Here is a 17,115-nt window from a genome sequence, read left to right as displayed (position 1 = left end):
TGCCCTCCTCGGGTACAGCCTGCGCTACCCCGCCGCAGTCATCAGGTCCGTGCGGACGCTTCCAGCTCGCGACGGTTGAGGGCGGCCCGCAACAGCAGCCCCTCGGCGGCCAGGTTCTCCCGCCCGCCCTGCTCACGGTCGATCGCGCACACCACCGTTTCGAGCACCGCCCCGCCGGCGCGCAGGAGCCGGCACGACGCCAGCAGCGCACCTCCGGTCGTGACCACGTCCTCGATCACCACGACGCGCCGGCCGTCCACCGGGCCACCCTCGGCAGCCTTGCCGGTGCCGTACTCCTTGGCCTGCTTGCGCACGAAGACCGTGGGCAGCCCGGTCAGCTGCGACATGACTGTGGCGATCGGTATGCCGCCCATCTCCATGCCCGCCAGCACGTCGCACTCCGGCAGCAGGGCGACCATCGCCTCGGCCACGTCACGCAACAGACCGGGCTGCCCCTCGAACAGGTACTTGTCGAAGTACTCGGGGCTCACCTGACCGGAGCGCAGTCGGAACGACCCGGTCAGGTGGCAGGCTTCGTACACACGACGCGCAAGCGAGGACGGCACGCCCTCAGCCTCGCATCCCTACCGACGCGATCAGTACCTGACCCCGTCGGCGAAGAAGGGCGACTCGGGCTCGGGCGGTCGTCCACAGTCGCTCCCGGGAAGGCGAGCCTCGGCGCGAGGAAACGTGGAATCCCGCTCCGCGTCGGCAGGTGCCGCCGACGCTGAGCGGGATCGTCGGCCTACCAGCTAGAACCCGCCCCACTGGTAGGACTTACATCTCCAGGTCTTCCCGTTGTTGTACGAGACGCAGAACACGACGACCTTCCCGAGGATGGGGACCTCGAAGCTGACGATGTGCGTCCACTTTTTCACGTAGGGAACGCCCGACTTCTCGGCGATGTCGTTCAGTGCCCACCCAGGGTCCGGTCCCTCCACTGTCGCCATCCGACGCAGCGAGTCGACCTCCTTGCCGTCGAGGAGCATCTCGATCTCCTCCGCCGAGGGCTCGGCGTCGCCGGCCAACGTCTCCACCGCGTACGGCCCTTCGACGGCGACGCCGTTGGCCTCCGCGAAGGCCGCCTTCATCCCGCCTAGTGTGGTGTCGCCGGCGAGTTCGAGGGTGAGGATCTGGTCGCCGCGACGCGACAGGACGCATTCCCAGAAGGACTTGCCCGAGGCCATGCACATGGTCAGGCACCACTCCCTGCCTTCCGGCGTGGACGAGGCGAAGAGCAGGGAGGACGTCGCGGTCCCACTGTCACCCCTGCCGTCGTACACGCCGTCGGCGAGGTCGGCCATGGTCGTGTCGAGGATGTCCCGGCCGCCGGACATCGCGCCCAGGACCCTGACGCCGTCGACCTCTTTGCCGGCGACGAGCGCGTCGAGCTGGTCGACTGTGAGGTTCCGCCCTCCGGTGTCGACGGCCAGCACCGTGTCCAGCTCGCCGACGGGCCGGCCGGTCAGGTCCTCGAACTGTTGGAGCATGATCCCCGGGGCGCCGGGCTGGTCGGTGACCGTCGTCCGGGCCTCATCCTCGGCGGCCTGGGCCGGCGCGTACGAAGCAGTCAGCCCGACGATCAGTGCCGCGGTGACGATGGTGACGCGCCTGGTGATGTCCCGCAGAGCTGTCATGTTGTCCTCATCTCGGCAATCGGTGTCGGCGGGGTCGGACGGGCTACCAGCGACACGTGATCACGTCGCCCACATCGTTCGGCGACCCCCAGTCGCAGCGGTCGTCGATCCACTCACCGATGTCGGTGATCGTGTCCACGATCCAGGCGAACACCGACTTGATCGCGCCCCAGAGGCTGAAGTAGACGACAGTCGTCTCCGGCAGGCCGCCGGCCTCGTCGATGATGTCCTTCGCCGACAGGGCGGCATCCGGCCTCTCGATGGTCTTCAGCACGCGTACGCCTGTGGTGTCCTTTCCGGCCAGCAGCGCCTCGACCTGCTCCGGGGTCCGTTCCTTGCCGTCGTCGACCGCCACGATCGCGCGGTCGATCAGCACGTCGCCGCTGCCGGTGACGGCCTGGGCGATGGCGGCGATCTCGCCCATCGTGAGCTCGTTGCCGAGCGCGGGACCGGTGAACCGCCGGACCGAGACCGCGCCGGACGGGTCGATCCAGATCTCGTCGGCCACGATTTTGTCGTCCGCCCCGAACGGGTCCCAGGCGTACGTCCACTGCCCGGCGACGCAGCGGAACCGGCCGTGCTCCCGACCCTCGGGTTCGGTCTCGGTGCGGACGATCCCGCCGCGCTCGTCGACGTACTGCACCACACAGTCGGTGCCCCTGGTCGGCGGCTTGTCGGTCCGGGCCACGGCCGCGGAGGAGGTGGCGAGCACCAACCCGCCGACCGCCCCGACCACCGCGAGGTTACGTGCCAAGCGACTCATCGAACACTCCGTTCCTAGCTGAGGAAACTGGTGCCCGAAGAGTGCCGGCCCGCGCTGAAACGGCCCGGAAAGCGTGCGGAAAGCGCGGAGCGTCAGGACAGCCGGGTGACGTCGAGCTGTTCGAGGTCGGCGCGGAGCGAGTCGGCGTCGGCGTCGCCGAGGTCGTCGAGGATGCTCAGGGCGCGGTGCCACGCGGTACGGGCGGCGCCCAGGTCGGCGAGGGCTCGGTGGCTGCCGCCCAGATTGACGTACGTGCTCGCCACCGCGTACCGGTCGTGGACCTGCGCGAAGAGTTCGAGGGCGTGCTCGTAGCAGGTGATCGCCCGCCGGTCGTCGCCGAGCTGGTGATGGGCGTGACCGAGGCTGTCCCACGTGTCGGCCTGTCCCTGCACGTCGTCCACCTCCTGCAACATCCGCAGGGCCTCACCACACGCCTGAAGGGCACGGTGGTGGTTGCCGAGCAGCCCCTCCTGCCAACCGACCGCGTTGAGGGTGTACCCCTGCCCGGCCCAGTTCCCGGCCTGCCGGAAAAGCGTCAGCGCCCGCCGGGAGTGGCCGAGCGCCTGGTGGTGCTGCCCCTGCCGCTCGGCGAGCTGACCGAGGTTGAGGCAGGTGTGTGCCCGCCCGGCGTCGTCGCCGACGTCGGCGAACAGGTCCAGCGCACGTCGCAGGTGGTCGTTCGCCTCGTCGTACCGCCGGAGCCGGGAGCAGACGAGACCGAGGCTGCGGTGGGCGTGGCCCTGCCCGGCCTGATCGCCGATGCGCGACGCGGCGGCGAGAGCGATCCGCTGCGTGCCGAGCCAGTCCTGCCAGTGCCCCTGCCGGTGCAGGAAACCGGCCATGGCCCAGGCGAGCCGCCAGGCGTGTCCCTCGAACCCGGACCGCGCCGCGAGCGGCACGGCGGCGAGCAGAACGGGAACCTCGGCGGTGAACCACGCCGTGGCAGCCGACTTGTTCCTGGGGTTTTCCGGTGTCACGTCGGCCCGGGGCGGCGGAAGGCTGATGTCGCTGAAGTGCGGGTGCAGTGCGAGGTCCGCGGCGTGTGCGGCGCGCAGGCAGTGGTCGAGGAACCGGTGTACGGCGTCCTGCCGGTCGGCCGGGAACTCCGCCTCGTCGGCCAGGCCGGCGGCGTACGCGCGCAGCAGGTCGTGGAACGCGTACCGCCCGTAGGTGTGCTCGGTGAGGAGGTTCGCCCGGGTCAGCTCGGTGAGCAGGGGGCCGATCGCCGCCGGGGTGACGCCGGCGAGGCTGGCCACGGCCGGGGTGGCGGCGTCCGGGCCGGGATGCAGGCTCAGCAGCCGGAACAGCCGGAGCGCGGGCGGGCTGAGCGTGCGGCACGACCAGGAGAACACCGCTCGGACGTCGGTGGCCTCGTCGCCTCCGTGGAAGGCGTTCAGGTCACCGAGCTCACCGGCGACCGCTGCCAACGAGAGGCGCCTGTTGGTGGCGGCTCGGGCCGCGACGATGGCCAGCGCGAGGGGCAGCCGTGCGCAGCGGTCGGCGATGTCGTCGGCCGCTGCGGGTTCGGCGGCGACCTGGTGCGCCCCGAGCCGGCGGACCAGCATGTCGCGGGCTTCGTCGGGGCTCAGCAGGTCGAGGATCACCGGATGGGCGCTCTCGGTGACGACAAGCGGGGTGAGCTGGTCCCGGCTGGTGACGATCGCGAGGCAGTCGGGTGAGCCGGGCAGCAGCGGTCGGACCTGCTCGGCGTCGCGGGCGTTGTCCAACACCACAAGCAGGCGCTTGCCGGCCACCGCCGTGCGGTACAGGCTGACCATCAGGTCCGGTTCGCTGGGCATCCGCGCCGCCGGAACGCCGAGCGCCTCGAGGAATCCGCGCAGCGCTCGCGTCGGGTCGGTGGGTGTGGCCGCCGGGTCGAAGCCGCGCAGGTTGACGTAGAGCTGGCCGTCGGCGAAGCGTCCGGCCGCGCGGTGCGCCCAGTGCACGGCGAGGGCGGTCTTGCCGACGCCCGCGGTGCCGGACACCACGACGGCGCCGCCCCGGTCGATGAGCGCGTCCAGGGCGGCGAGTTCCGCGTCGCGCCCGGTGAACGTCGGTACGGGGGGAGGCAACTGCGCCGCCACCGCCACCACCCGTGCCGTCGCCACCGGGGCGGGCGCGGCGATGGCGGTGTCCTGGCGCAGGATGGCGCGCTCCAGATCCCGCAGCCGCGGACTGGGCTCGATGCCGAGGTTGTCGCGCAGGGCGTCGCGCAACCGCCGGTACGTGGTGACCGCCTCGCCCTGTCGGCCGTCCCGGTACAGGGCGAGCATCAGCTGCGCGTGCAGGTGCTCGTCGAAGGGGTGCTGCCGGACGAGACGCTCCAACCCGGGGACGAGCCGCGCGTGCTCGCCTACCGACAGCCGGGCCTCGGCGAGCGCCCGTTCGGCCTCCAACCGCAGGCGTGCCAGGTGCTCCGCCTGCTCCTCAAGCCAGGCCGACCCGGCCACGTCGGCAAGCGGCGGTCCGCGCCACAGCGCCAGCGCCTCGGTCAGATGGGTCACCTGCTCCGTCCGATCCGTGGCGCGGCGGGCCAGTTCCAGGAGGTGCTCGGCGACCTGGACGTCCGTGGACTCCGGCCCGGTGTTGAGCAGATAACCGGGCCGACGCGCCACGATCGATCCGGGCTCGCCGAGCACCCCGCGCAGGTAGGAGACGTGGCGCTGGAGCGTGTTCTCCGCGGTGGCCGGCAGGCGCTCGCCCCAGACCACGTCGATGAGCCGGTCGACGCTCACGACCCGACCCGCGTGCAGCGCCAACGTCGCCAGTACCGCCTTGCGACGCAGCCCGTTCACCGCCTGCGGGCCGTCGGCGGCGACCACCTCCACCGGGCCGAGCAGCCGGACGCGTACACCCGCGTCAGCCATCGACATCACCGAATCAGGCTAGTTCCGCAGCTCGCGGGCTCGACCTGTTCGTCGCGCAATGGACACGACGCCGGACCTGTCCGCTGTCGTCAGCCGGTGTACTTGCCGTTGCGGGTGTCGCCCTCCGCGCCGTCGTAGAGCACCTTGCGGTAGCGGTGCACCGAACCCTTCTTGACCGCCTGCCAGTGGGCGTACGCCACCTCGTAGTCGTGGTGCTTGTGGTAGTTTCCGCCCGACTTGTAGTAGATCCGGTGCCGGGCGTACCCGCCGCAGTTGGCGAGGTAGCTGTAGGAGTACATCTTCATCCCACCGAAGTCCGACGAGTAGTACGTCTTCGTCGGGTGCCACACCGACGCCGGATTCGGATATCCGGGCAGCTCGGCCCAGTTGTACGAGTTCCAGTACAGGTCCCAGCAGGTCATCGTGGCGGTGGCCGACATCGCGCTCGACGCCGGCACGGCGAGGTTGTCGGCGACGACCACCGTGGCGGCGATGGTCCGGTACGCCAGCTCCGGCGGGGTCGGCGTGCCGGCCGGCGGCTCCGACAGCAAAGCCCGCGGGACCGGCACGGACCGGGGCGTGAGGGTCAGGTACGCCGCCAACATGCTCTGCTTCTCGTCGTACGCCAGGGGCGCGTTGCGGCCCATCTCCCCGTCCTGGCGCAGACCCCAGTCACCGGACTCCTCGTCGCGGGAGAACACCACCCGCACGCCGTTCTGGTAGCCCAGCCGCGCCACCTCGATGGCGCGGTCCACGGGCTCGTCGTCGTACACCCCCGGGCTCGACTGGCCGGCGGCGCTGGCCGGCGCGGCGCTCCACGCGGTCAACGTCGGCAGGACGACCAGCACCGCGAGCAGCGCCCGTCCCGACAGCACTCTTGCCATCACCACTCCTCATCCGATCGATCACGAGATGCCGACCCGGACGGTCCGCACCTCTGCGTGCCTTTCGGGGGACATCCTTCGAGGCGGGGTTCAGAGCGGCGTCAAGGTGGCGTCAAATGCGCCGGGATTTCGGTGTCGTAACGGCGACGTTCCCGTACGCGCAGCCGCCGGCACGCCATCAATTGAGGAATGGACCAGCTTCGACGTGCGGGCAGCCGATGAACGCGACGGCGGATCAGGGGGTGAGCCAGCGGTGCACCCTGGTGGTCGCCGCGGCGGGATACGGCAAGACCTCCGCCGTACGCGGTTGGCTGGGCGACCGCCCGGCGCGCTGGTGCGACGGCCCGGACGTGGCCGCGCTGGCAACGGCCGGTCCGGAGTGGCTGGTCGCCCTGGGCACCCGATCCGCGCGGGACCTGCCCGCCGGCGAACCGGGCTGGCTCGTCCTCGACGACGTGCCGCGCCTCTCCCGCCGCCGACTGGCGGCACTGCTCGACACCCTGCAGGGGCTTCCTCCGCAGCTCAGGATCGTGCTGGTGACCCGCCACCCGCCCACGCTCTCCCGGCGGCAGGCGGCGCTGCTCGCCGAGCACGGCCCAGCGGATCTCCGACTCTCGCCCGATCAGGTGGCGTCCGTCCTCGCCGCCGGCCACGGCCTGACCGACCCGGCGCTCGCCAGCCGGATCCACGCCGCGACAGGTGGCTGGCCGGCGCTTGTCACAGTGGCCGGGCGGATGGCCGCCGCCGGCACCGACTCGGACGACCCGACCGGGCCGGAGACGCCACTGGAGTCCTATCTGGCGCGGGAGGTGTTCGCGGAGCTGCCACCCGAGGTCCACCGGCTGCTGCGCGACGCGGCGCACCTCGACCCGATCCACGCCGAGCTGTGCGGCTTCCTCGGGCACCGGCACGCCGGCCACTGGCTGGAGCACCTGGCCCGCGCCGGCATCCTCGTCGCCACTGCTGCGGACGGGCTCGCGTACCGGATGGTCCCGGTCGTCGCCGACGTCGCCCGCCGCCGTCTCCCGTTGGTCCCGGCCGCGCAGCGACGCCTGCACGCGAAGGCGGCAGGGTGGTACGTCGAGCGCCGGCTCCTCGTTCCGGCCCTTCGGTCGTACGGGAAATCAGGTGTTCCCGCGGCGTCGGCACGGATCCTCACCGACCACGGCACGGAGTTGCTCGCCTCGGGTCACGCCGAGGCCGTCGTCGACGCCTTCGGGTCCCTGCCCGAGCCCGCCCGGACCGACGGCCAGCGGCTGCTCTACGGGGAGGCGTTGCAGATGCGCGGCGACTTCGACGCCGCGCTCGCCGTGTACGCCGCGCTGGCTGATCGTCAGGAACCCCTCGACGCCGGGCTCGCCTGGCGGTACGGCCTCGTGCACTACCTGCGCGGCGAGCCGCAGGCCGCCCTGGAGGTCCTTGAACGCGGGGGGCTCGACCCGCACCCGTCCACCGACAACGTCCGACTGCTCGCCTGGACCGCCGCGGCGCTGTGGACGACCGGGAACGCCGAGGCGTGCCGGCGGAACGCCGAACACGCCCTCGCGGCGGCGACGGCCGTCGGCGGTGACGCGGCGCTCGCGGCCGCGCACACCGCGCTCGCCCTGGACGCCAAGCTGCGCGGCGATCGCCCGGCGGCCGACGAGCACCACGAGAGAGCGTTGCGGGCCGCCGAGGCGGCACGGGACACCGTCCAGGTGGTCCGCATCCGCGCCAACCGCGCGTCGGCCCTGGTCGGCGAGGGTCGATATTCCGACGCCCTGGCCGAGGTGCGCCCCGCGCTGGAGCTGGCCGAGGCCAACGGGCACGCCGCGATGCTGGCGCTGGCGCTCTGCAACGAGGGCGCGGCCCACTTCCATCTCGGTCAGCTCGCCGAGGCCACCGCCTGTTACGAGCGTGCCGTGCCGCTGCTGCAGCGCATGGGCTCCCGCAAGGTGGCGTACCCCCTGGTGGGGATCGGCGATGTCCACGCGCTGCGGGGCCGCACCAACCTGGCCCGCGCGGCGTACGAGGAGGCGCTGCGCGCCAGCGAACCCGTGAACGACCACCAGATCCAGGTGCCGGCGCTCGCCGGACTGGCCCGCGTGCTCGCCGCCGAGGACGGTCCCGCGGCGTTCGCCCTGGCACAACGCGCCGTCGAGTTGGAACGTGGCCCGGACTCGGCGATGGCCCGCCTCGCGCTCGGCTGGGTCGCGCTGGAGATCGGCGACCGTCGGCGGGCCGCCGAGGTGGCGCTGCTGGCGTCCACCGTGGCCCGCCTGCACCGTGACCGCGCGGCGCTCGCCGAGGCGTTGGAACTGCGCGGTGCCGCCGCCACCGACTCGGACGAGACCCGGCAGGTCTGGCGGGAGGCGGCGGCGACCCTGCGCGACATTCGGTCGGCGGTCGCGGCGGACCGACTCGCGGTGCTGCTCAGCCTGCTGCCCGGGGCGGATCCTCAGGAGCGCGTCGACGCCCGGCTTGCCGTCGAGCGACTGACCGCCGCCGGTGTGCCGCCGCCGACGCTCGCCGGGCGGGGCCCGCGCCGCGTCACACAGGTAACCGTCCGCACCCTCGGCCGCTTCGAGGTCTTCGTGGACGGCTCGCAGGTGTCGGCCGCGGCCTGGCAATCCCGCAAGGCGCGGGATCTGCTCCGGATCCTCGCCGCCCGGCGTGGTCGCGCGGTGCCCCGCGAGCAGCTCGGCGAGATGCTCTGGCCCGCCCAGGACCCGGGTCGGGTCAGCCACCGGTTGTCCGTGGCCCTGTCCACCCTGCGCGGCGTCCTGGATCCGGAGCGCCGTACGACGACGGACCACTTCATCATCGCCGCGCACCCCAGTCTGGCGCTCGACGTCGGTCACGTCGAGCTGGACGTCGAGGAGTTCCTCGCCGAGTCGGCACACGGCCTCGGCTTGGCTGAGCGCGGTGCCACCGAGGACGCGCGCGCCACGCTTCTGCTAGCCGAACAGCGCTACCGGGGCGACTTCCTGGAGGACGAGCCGTACGACGACTGGTCCCGACCGACCCGCGAGGAGGCACGCCGCGTCTACCTGCGGGTGGTACGCACGCTGGCCTCGCTGGCACGCGACGCCCAGCAGACCGACGAGACCGTCCGGCACCTCGGTCGCGCCCTGGAGCTGGAGCCGTACGACGAGGGCGTGCACGCCGAGTTCATCCGGACGCTGACGGCTGCCGGCCGGCACGGCGAGGCCGCGCAGGGGTATCGACGCTACGTGGAGGCGATGGCCGCCATCGGCGTACCGCCCCGGGCGCGGGGCGCGTTGTGCGACGCCGAGCGTGTGTGACGTCGCTCGTCACCGGCCCTGCTCGCTCGGCGCCGTCACTCCCGTTCCGCGCAGGGTGTCGTAGGGGTGGCAGCCGTACGCCTCGCGATACGCCTGCGCGAACCGCCCGGGATGGGTCCACCCCCAGCGACGGGCCGTCTCCGCCACCGTCTGGCCGGGTTTGGCGTGTTGCAGGTCCCAGTGCGCCTGGCGTAGTCGGACGGCGCGCAGGAACGCCATCGGCGTCTGCCCGTGGTAGCGCTGGAACGCGGCCTGCAACGCGCGTTGGCTGACCTCACAGGCTTCGGCGATCCGGCCCACGGTCAACGGTGCCGCCGCGTGTGCCTCGATGAACTCGGCGGCCCGACGCACGATCGCCCGGCCGACGCCTGCCTGGCCGGGCAGATAGTTGATGGTCATGGTGGTGTTCGGGAACACCGCGACGGCTGTTGTCGCCACCATCTCCACGAGGCCGGCCCGGGCCAGCGGACTGGCCACCACCGCGCTGACGGCGAGTTGTCGCCGGGCGAACGCCGTCACCGACTGCCAGAGCAGGGCCATCGCCGGGGACAGCGGCGCCATCGTCGTGAACTGGAAGTTCGCGGCGGGCAGGCCGGTTCGGAGGGAGGCGGCCGCCGCGACCCGTTGCATCGGCAGCCGGACGACGACCGACGCCAGGTCGTCGACGAGATGGACGGCGTCCACCTCCGGGTATCGGCCTGTCGTGCCGGGCCCGAGGCGCAGTTCCTCGCCGTCGGTGCGGACGGCGTACCGGCCGTGCGTCACGCTCACCGTGGCGAAGTCGGGATAGGGCAACGACTCGGTGCGGTTGCGCATGGTGTACCGGGTCTCACCGATCTCCAGGTCGTCGGCGCGCAGTGTGACCCGCCGGTAGTGGAACCGGGCGGGTGGACCGGAGATCCGGACGCGGTGTTCTCCGAAACGCTGTGCGATCAGGTGATGTGCACGTTCTGGGTCATCGGTCTCCACAATGTCTCGGGTAACAGGCTCCTGCCCGTCAGGGTCCCCCGTCCACGGCATGGGCCGTCACCTCCGTCGGGCGGTCAGTCCGGCCCGATCTGGTTGAACGTGTCACACAGTGGTTCGCAACGGCCTGGCGACGACTTCCGGGACGTCGGCGGCGGCATCCACCGCTGGTACGACACGCCGAGTCGGCCACCCGAGCCGGTTCCCGTACCGGGCTGGCCGATTCGCGAATGACGGCTCGCGGAACGGTTTTCTGCCAGGTAACAATCAAAGTCGTCCAGTTGCCTCCCTCGGCAGCGCCGAGGCCGTCCAGGGGCGTGAGCAGGGTCTTTGTGACATTGCGGTTACGCGTTTCTGTCCCCGAAACTGTCGGGTTCACGACTATTCAGCAGACGCGGTGAAGTCCGTCCACCGCACCTAGCCTCTGCCTGACCGAGCCACTCATGCTGGCCCGGCCCAGTCGGCCGGCCGATCGGGGTTACGCGACGATGCGACCCCGGTCGGCCGGTCTTGCGCCCGCCGGAACGACGGGCGCGAGCAACCCGTCGACCATGCTCGGGGAGGAAAACCCATGGGGCGCTTCGAGGCGGCGGTGTCCACGGTCACCGCCGGGACGCCGCAGCAACGACCCAATGTGGAGGGTTTGAAGTGAACGCCGACACGGCGACCGTGTACCGGGTCCGGGGTAACCGGGTCGCCTGGCGTGCGGCCGGCGACGAGACCGTGCTGCTCGACATCCAGCAGTCCGTCTACCTGGCTCTGGACCGTTCGGCCGCGATGCTGTGGCCGCACCTGATGGCCGGAGCCACCGCAACCGAGTTGGCCAAGGTGCTTGCCGAACAGGGGCCGGTCGAGCTGGAGCGGGCCGTCGCCGACGTGCACGCGTTCCTCGCCGAGCTGGAGGCCATCGAGCTCATCGAACGCCTGTGACGCGCCGCGGGGGCGTGCCGGTCCCGCCGGCCTGATCAGCGCAGCCAGGCCTGCGGGGCCGGGCGCCGCAGGATCTCGGCCAAACCATGCCGGTGCGGGTCCGGGTCGCCGTCGAGCCAGGCGTGGGCGTGGAAGCCGGCAGCCGGGTCGCTGACCCCGATGACCACGGTCCGAGCCACCCCTCGCTCGGCGAACCAGCGTTGCCGCACGAGCGCGCTCTCCAGACAGTTGCCGCCGCTGCGGCGCAGTGCTCCGCGGACCAGCGTGTCGGTGCCGCCGGCCGGGGGCGCGGCGAGGCGCACCGCGCCCAGTCCACCCCTGGCGAGTTGGCGACGCACTCGCCGACAGGCAAGCATCGTCCACGCCACCAGGGCCAGACCCCGCAGCCCGTACCCACGGATCAGCCGGGCCATGGCACCCGGACGGGCGGTCAGCACGCCCCCTTGCCGGGACGAGCGTGGCATCGGACCTACCTTTCCGGGGCGGCGGGGCACGGTGGGCGCGTGAACGCGTCTCTTCGAACTACCACGCATCCTCTGCGCGATGGCTCTTCGCTGACCCCGGCCGGCGCAATCTGACCCGCCGGCTGCGGCTTGTGGACAGAGCGCGTCCATCGCCGTCGTCACCGCCTGCCCGGCCGAGGCCCCCGGCCCGCCGCGACCACCTGCCGACCATGCGGCATCTGCGGCCGCGTCGGCAGAGCCCCACCTTCGTTGAAAACACGGCGCTGCTCTCATGTCTCGTCCACTCGGCGCGTCGCACATCGTCGAGCGGACGCGGCTGACGGTCGCCGCCCGCTCGCGACGAGGGAGGACCGATGGAACAGAACGCCGAGGCAGCGGATCCCACCACTCGGCACCAGTTCACGACCCGCGAGGTCACGCAGGCGAACGACGTGATCGGTCGGAGATGCGCGGGACTCGAGCTTCGGCCGCGGCGCCTCGACGCGCCATTCACGTATCGGGAAGACCTGATCGACGTCGGACGGATCCTGGCAACCCGGGTGCAGTGCAGCATGGAATTCGAGATGCATCTCGAGCCACTTCGTGACCTGATGCTCGTCGCGATGGTGCGTGGGCGGGCGGAAGTGCGGGATGGCCGGGAGGAGGCGCGGACAGGTCCCGGCGGGGTGGTTCTGCAGCGGACCGGCCGCCCTCTCGTCAACTTCGGCTGGCATCTCGACCTCTACAGCATCAGTCTGGACCCGCGCACGGTGACCGAGGCGGCGGTCGAACGGACGGGCATCGACCCGGCCGACTTCCGATTCGAGGCGATGACGCCGATGACGAGCGAGATGGGCCGGTTCTGGTACGACACGGCGACTCATCTCTATGGTCTCCTGAGCGGCCCGCCGGAGCCGCTACGAAGCCCGCTGGTGATCCGTTCCGCCATCGACCTGGCCGCGTCGGCCGCGCTCGCCTGCTTCCCGAACTCCGCGATGACGTTCTCCCACCACCTCGACGCCAGCCCGGTACCCGTCGGCCCGGTCCGCCGCGCCGTGTCGTTCATCGAAACGCACGCCGCCGAAGCGATCACCACCACCCAGATCGCCGACGCCGCCCGCATCACACCCCGCGCCCTCCTGGCGGCGTTCCGCCGCCACCTGAACACCACGCCGACGGCGTACCTACGACGAACCCGGATCGACCGGGCCCACCAGGACCTCCTGGCCGCCGACCCCACCCGAGGCGACACCGTGGCCGCCACCGCCCATCGCTGGGGCTACCTGCACGTGGACCGGTTCGCGGCCGACTACCGGGCCACGTACGGCCGCTCCCCGAGCGACACCCTGCACTCCTGATCCGGCCGCCGCGAGGTGCCGGCAGGCGACGCGGATGCCGGAGACCGCATCGGCCGAGGCTCGGCTTCGTTGAGAACAGGGCAGCGTTCTCACGTTTCGTCCGCCTGGCCCGCCACGAGCGACCGCGGACGCTGCCCCGCTTGGTGACGAAGGAGGCAGGATGCAGGACGTCGGGACGGCAGATCTGGCCATCCTGCACAGGTACACGACCTCCGAGATCTCGCAGGCCAACGATGGGATACGTCAGGCGTGCGCGGGGCTTCAGCTACGCATGCGGGGCGTGGCCGGGCGGTTCACCTACCGGGAGGAGTCGGTCGGCTTCGGGCCGATCCTGCTGAACAGGATGCAGTACGGCGCGGACGTCGAAATCCATCTCGAACCCCTGAGCGACCTGATGCTCATCGCGCTGGTGAACGGTCAGGTCGAGACACGCGATGGCCGGGAGGCAGCGTGGACAGGTCCCGGCGAGGTGATCCTGCAGCGGCCCAACCGCCCGATCATCAACATCTGCCAGCAGTTCGATCTCTACAGCATCAACCTGGACCCGCGCATCGTGACCGAGGCGGCGACCGAGCGGACTGGGATCGACCCGGCCGACTTCCGATTCGAGGCGATGACGCCGGTCACGAAGGAACTCGGGCGGTACTGGTACAACACCGCCACGCACCTCTACCGCCTCTTCACCGGCCCGCCGGAGCCACTACGAAGCCCGCTGGTGGTCCGAGCCGCCATCGACCTGGCCGCGTCGGCCGCGCTCGCGGCCTTCCCGAACTCCGCGATGACGATGTCCCACCGGCCCGGCGCCGGCCCAGTGCCCGCCGGCCCGGTCCGTCGCGCCGTGTCGTTCATCGAGACGCACGCCGCCGAAGCGATCACCACCACCCAGATCGCCGACGCCGCCCGCATCACACCCCGCGCCCTCCAGGCGGCGTTCCGCCGCCACCTGAACACCACGCCGACGGCGTACCTACGACGAACCCGGATCGACCGGGCCCACCAGGACCTCCTCGCCGCCGACCCCACCCGAGGCGACACCGTGGCCGCCACCGCCCGCCGCTGGGGCTACCTGCACGCGGGCCGGTTCGCCGCTGACTACCGGGCGGCGCACGGCAGGTCCCCCAGCGACACCCTGCACTCCTGACCCGCGCCTCCCCAGCCGCAGGACCGCCCGAGGGCCGGGCTTCGGTCAGCACGATCCCGGGGTCACCGCCTCGCGCCCTGCTCCAGGCCTGTGCGGAGACCCGGGCCGTCATCCGCGACCGGTGGCCTCACGGACCAGCGCGTCCGTCTCGGGGTCGGGCATCACGGCATTCCCAGACTCCTTCGTCCCGGGCGGCCTCCACCGACCGCCTCCTGCCTGTACTACGAACGGCTCACCCCGGATTCGACGCTACGCCAGCGGAGATCTCCAGGACGGCGACAAGCCAGCGGTCGCCGCACCGGCGCTGCGGCAGAGCCGGTAGGCCGGAGGCGGTGCGCGAAGTGGGCGCGCAGGTCGTGGCGACGGTGTGGCAAGGTGCTCGACGTGGCACGGGTCGTCGCTCGGCACCTGGTCGTGGTGGATGCCTGCACCCGCGATGGGCGAGGTGGCAGCCCCACCGCGGTCGTGATCGACGATGCCACCCGCACCGACGACGAGCGGCGCGCTGTCGCCGCGACGGTCGGCACCTCCCACACCGCATTCGTCGACAGCAGCAGCGCGGCCCCGCCCCGCGTACGGTTCTTCACCGCCGAGGGCGAACTCCGCAACTGCGGTCACGGCACCATCGCCGCGCAGGCCGTCCTGCTGCACCGCTCCGGCCGCACCCAGCACCACGGCCACCAGCGCACCGGTAACCGAACCCTCGCCGTGACCGCCACCCGCCGACACGACACCATCGAAGTCTGGTTCGAGCAGGGCGTCATCGCGCTGCGGGACCACGCCGAACCAGCCCGCGGCGCCATCATCGCGGCCCTCGGTCTGGCGCCCGGCGACATCGTCGCCGACAACCTGCGAGTCGCCTCGCCCGGCACGCCCCGGCTTCTCGTCCGTGTCCAGGATCGCCGGACGCTGTCGGCGATGCGGCCGGACTTCGCCCGGCTGGCAGCCGAGTGCCGCCGGCTCGGCTATCTCGGCTGCTTCGCCTACGTGCTCTCACCATCCGCAGGACCAGCCACCGCCCGCATGTTCGCCCCCGCGATCGGCGTCGACGAGGACATCGTCAACGCCAACAGCGCCGGCTGCCTCGCCGCCCACCTCCTCGACACGTCCCACACGAGTCAGATCGAGGTGCACCAGGGCGACGCGCTCGGCCGCCCGTCCTCCGTCTTCGCCACCGCGAGACACACGCCGGACGGCATCGTGGCCAGGATCGGCGGCCTGGTGCACCACCCGGAGGCCGGCACTGGTGTCACCCCCGCCCAGTAGCCTGCCCGGCGAGCCGACGGTGAGCCGTACGACGGAGGCTGCATCGTCCGCAATCGCTGGCCGGGCTGACACTGGTGCGCTACTGCATGATTAGGCCTTGTTGCTGCACCTCGGATAGGCGCCTCGGCTCGGCGGGCTGCTTCTCCATCCCGGGTGTTTCATGCCATCAGTCGAGGCAACGGACATGGACGACGATGTGCTGTGGCTGACCGCCCGTGTCGCGACGCAAGACCTCAAGCCCCACCCGGTGCCGGTCCGTGGAAACGGGATCGTCCTTCTCGCCGGCCAGGCAGCTTGGGTACGTACCGTCGTGGTGCAGTGCCCCGCCGACGTCCTGCCAGCCTTCGGCGATCACCGAGTAGGTCGTGTCGCCGTCGAGAGGGCGGCGAGTGGTCCCGTCTTCCTCGAACACGATGGACCTGCTCTGCTCGTTCGACCAGGTAACCACCCCGACGAGCAGCTCCGGCCTGGCGCTGTGCGGATCGTCGGCAAGCTTGGCCGCCCCGAAGCCGCCCACCAAACCTGCCGCGACAAGGGCCAGCACAAAGGCAATCGTTGTGAGGCGACGGTGTGGCATGCCTGCAAGGTACGCGATCGACACCCACCGGACTGGCCCACGACTGTTACTTCGGCCCAGAAGCGGCACCGTGCGCTCTATACAGACCCGCGGGGCTGCGGACGGACGTACGACATCGTCTCCGTTGACGCCAAGCCGGCACGGCAGGACCCGCGGCGCGAGAGTTGGTAGCCGACCATGGAGCGGATCCAGAAGGAGCGCCATGGCTGACGCGTTCCACCGCCGTGCTGCTCTCTGCGGCGTCCGGGAAGTTCCGCGATTCGAGCAGCACGAAGAAGACGACACCGACGCCGACGGCGACGGCGACGGCGACGGCGACGGCGACGGCGACGGCGACGAGCAGTTGCAGCACCCGCGTTGGTGACACCGGAGCCAGCGCCGGTGATGCCGTGCGAAACATCAACCAACACGACGATTGTCACGATGGAGACGCACAGGCCCATACCCAGGCCCATCATCAGGATTGTCCGCGCGGTGCGCATCGCATCGGGCTCCTCCGCGGACGACACACAGTGGTCCCAGTCTCCTAAGATCTCGGTGATGCAGGGCTAAGCGGAGATCCGGGGGTTGAGGTGGCGTCGACGGACCCGTACGGGATCGACAAGGTGCTCAGCGACACGATGCGTGCACTGTCCGCACAGCAGTCGGGCGGAGCGCAGGACGCGGATGCGCCCCAGCCCGTGGGGCGCGGCGAGGCTGCGGACGGGATGGTCCGGGTTTCCGCCGCACCGCCGGGCCGGCTGACCGCCCTGGAGGTTGACCCACGCCTCCTGCGGCGCGACCTCACGACCCTGACCGAGCACATCATGAGCGCGGTCAACGACGCCCTGGCAGATCTGCAGCAGGCAACGGCATCCGCCGCGGGACCGGTCGACCTGAGTGACCTTGGGCGGCAGTTGACCGAGATCCAGCAGGATGCCGCCCGGCAGTTCACCACGTTTCTCGACGGGCTCGCCGACGCGCAGGACCGGCTGGGCCGTCGAGGCGGGTGACGACGTC

Annotated in this window: 15 protein-coding genes; 7 read left to right on the top strand and 8 right to left on the bottom strand. The window is 71.5% G+C overall.

Annotated features, from left to right (window positions below):
• Positions 1 to 41: 41 nt before the first annotated feature.
• The 5 genes from pyrE to ACLQ26_RS00905 all read right to left on the bottom strand — a co-directional run bounded on the left by pyrE (position 42) and on the right by ACLQ26_RS00905 (position 6,151).
• Positions 42 to 566: an orotate phosphoribosyltransferase gene (gene pyrE / locus ACLQ26_RS00925; protein WP_425742642.1), complete on the bottom strand. Its 525-nt coding sequence runs from the start codon at positions 564 to 566 to the stop codon at positions 42 to 44.
• A 186-nt stretch (positions 567 to 752) separates the two neighbouring features.
• Positions 753 to 1,637, bottom strand: coding sequence for a hypothetical protein (locus ACLQ26_RS00920; RefSeq protein ID WP_425742641.1), 885 nt, complete (start codon positions 1,635 to 1,637; stop codon positions 753 to 755).
• 43 nt (positions 1,638 to 1,680) lie between these two features.
• The gene (locus ACLQ26_RS00915) at positions 1,681 to 2,400 is read right to left on the bottom strand and encodes a hypothetical protein (RefSeq protein WP_425742640.1); all 720 of its coding nucleotides are present in this window, start codon (positions 2,398 to 2,400) and stop codon (positions 1,681 to 1,683) included.
• A gap of 92 nt (positions 2,401 to 2,492) precedes the next feature.
• On the bottom strand, positions 2,493 to 5,273 hold the full coding sequence (locus ACLQ26_RS00910) for a BTAD domain-containing putative transcriptional regulator (RefSeq protein ID WP_425743121.1): 2,781 nt from the start codon (positions 5,271 to 5,273) through the stop codon (positions 2,493 to 2,495).
• A gap of 83 nt (positions 5,274 to 5,356) precedes the next feature.
• Entirely contained in the window at positions 5,357 to 6,151 is a 795-nt protein-coding gene (locus ACLQ26_RS00905) for a hypothetical protein (protein ID WP_425742639.1), read from the bottom strand.
• A 242-nt stretch (positions 6,152 to 6,393) separates the two neighbouring features.
• Here ACLQ26_RS00905 and ACLQ26_RS00900 point away from each other — a divergent pair, with 242 nt between their 5' ends.
• Positions 6,394 to 9,435: a BTAD domain-containing putative transcriptional regulator gene (locus ACLQ26_RS00900; RefSeq protein WP_425742638.1), complete on the top strand. Its 3,042-nt coding sequence runs from the start codon at positions 6,394 to 6,396 to the stop codon at positions 9,433 to 9,435.
• A 9-nt stretch (positions 9,436 to 9,444) separates the two neighbouring features.
• Here the strand turns inward: ACLQ26_RS00900 and ACLQ26_RS00895 are convergent, their stop codons facing one another.
• Positions 9,445 to 10,404, bottom strand: coding sequence for an AraC family transcriptional regulator (locus tag ACLQ26_RS00895; protein ID WP_425742637.1), 960 nt, complete (start codon positions 10,402 to 10,404; stop codon positions 9,445 to 9,447).
• A gap of 645 nt (positions 10,405 to 11,049) precedes the next feature.
• Here ACLQ26_RS00895 and ACLQ26_RS00890 point away from each other — a divergent pair.
• Positions 11,050 to 11,331 (top strand): PqqD family protein, encoded by a 282-nt coding sequence (locus tag ACLQ26_RS00890; RefSeq protein ID WP_425742636.1) that lies wholly within the window; start codon positions 11,050 to 11,052, stop codon positions 11,329 to 11,331.
• A 35-nt stretch (positions 11,332 to 11,366) separates the two neighbouring features.
• Here ACLQ26_RS00890 and ACLQ26_RS00885 read toward each other — a convergent pair whose 3' ends face one another.
• Entirely contained in the window at positions 11,367 to 11,795 is a 429-nt protein-coding gene (locus ACLQ26_RS00885; RefSeq protein WP_425742635.1) for a lasso peptide biosynthesis protein, read from the bottom strand.
• A gap of 353 nt (positions 11,796 to 12,148) precedes the next feature.
• Here ACLQ26_RS00885 and ACLQ26_RS00880 point away from each other — a divergent pair, with 353 nt between their 5' ends.
• The 3 genes from ACLQ26_RS00880 (at position 12,149) to ACLQ26_RS00870 (ending at position 15,539) form a co-directional block, all read left to right on the top strand.
• Positions 12,149 to 13,132: an AraC family transcriptional regulator gene (locus tag ACLQ26_RS00880; RefSeq protein ID WP_425742634.1), complete on the top strand. Its 984-nt coding sequence runs from the start codon at positions 12,149 to 12,151 to the stop codon at positions 13,130 to 13,132.
• A 160-nt stretch (positions 13,133 to 13,292) separates the two neighbouring features.
• Positions 13,293 to 14,273 (top strand): AraC family transcriptional regulator, encoded by a 981-nt coding sequence (locus ACLQ26_RS00875; RefSeq protein WP_425742633.1) that lies wholly within the window; start codon positions 13,293 to 13,295, stop codon positions 14,271 to 14,273.
• Between the two features lie 384 nt (positions 14,274 to 14,657).
• Positions 14,658 to 15,539 (top strand): PhzF family phenazine biosynthesis protein, encoded by an 882-nt coding sequence (locus ACLQ26_RS00870; protein ID WP_425742632.1) that lies wholly within the window; start codon positions 14,658 to 14,660, stop codon positions 15,537 to 15,539.
• A gap of 166 nt (positions 15,540 to 15,705) precedes the next feature.
• Here ACLQ26_RS00870 and ACLQ26_RS00865 read toward each other — a convergent pair whose 3' ends face one another.
• Positions 15,706 to 16,140, bottom strand: coding sequence for a hypothetical protein (locus ACLQ26_RS00865; RefSeq protein ID WP_425742630.1), 435 nt, complete (start codon positions 16,138 to 16,140; stop codon positions 15,706 to 15,708).
• A gap of 178 nt (positions 16,141 to 16,318) precedes the next feature.
• On the opposite strand from ACLQ26_RS00865, the gene ACLQ26_RS00860 reads away from it, so the two are divergent.
• Positions 16,319 to 16,480: a hypothetical protein gene (locus ACLQ26_RS00860; RefSeq protein WP_425742629.1), complete on the top strand. Its 162-nt coding sequence runs from the start codon at positions 16,319 to 16,321 to the stop codon at positions 16,478 to 16,480.
• A gap of 208 nt (positions 16,481 to 16,688) precedes the next feature.
• On the top strand, positions 16,689 to 17,108 hold the full coding sequence (locus ACLQ26_RS00855; protein ID WP_425742628.1) for a YbaB/EbfC family nucleoid-associated protein: 420 nt from the start codon (positions 16,689 to 16,691) through the stop codon (positions 17,106 to 17,108).
• Positions 17,109 to 17,115: the final 7 nt, after the last annotated feature.

It is taken from the genome of Micromonospora sp. DT43 (genome assembly GCF_049841645.1).
GTDB lineage: Bacteria > Actinomycetota > Actinomycetes > Mycobacteriales > Micromonosporaceae > Micromonospora.
The sequence above is the reverse complement of the archived record's forward strand: the minus strand, read 5'-3'. Positions and strand labels throughout refer to the sequence as shown.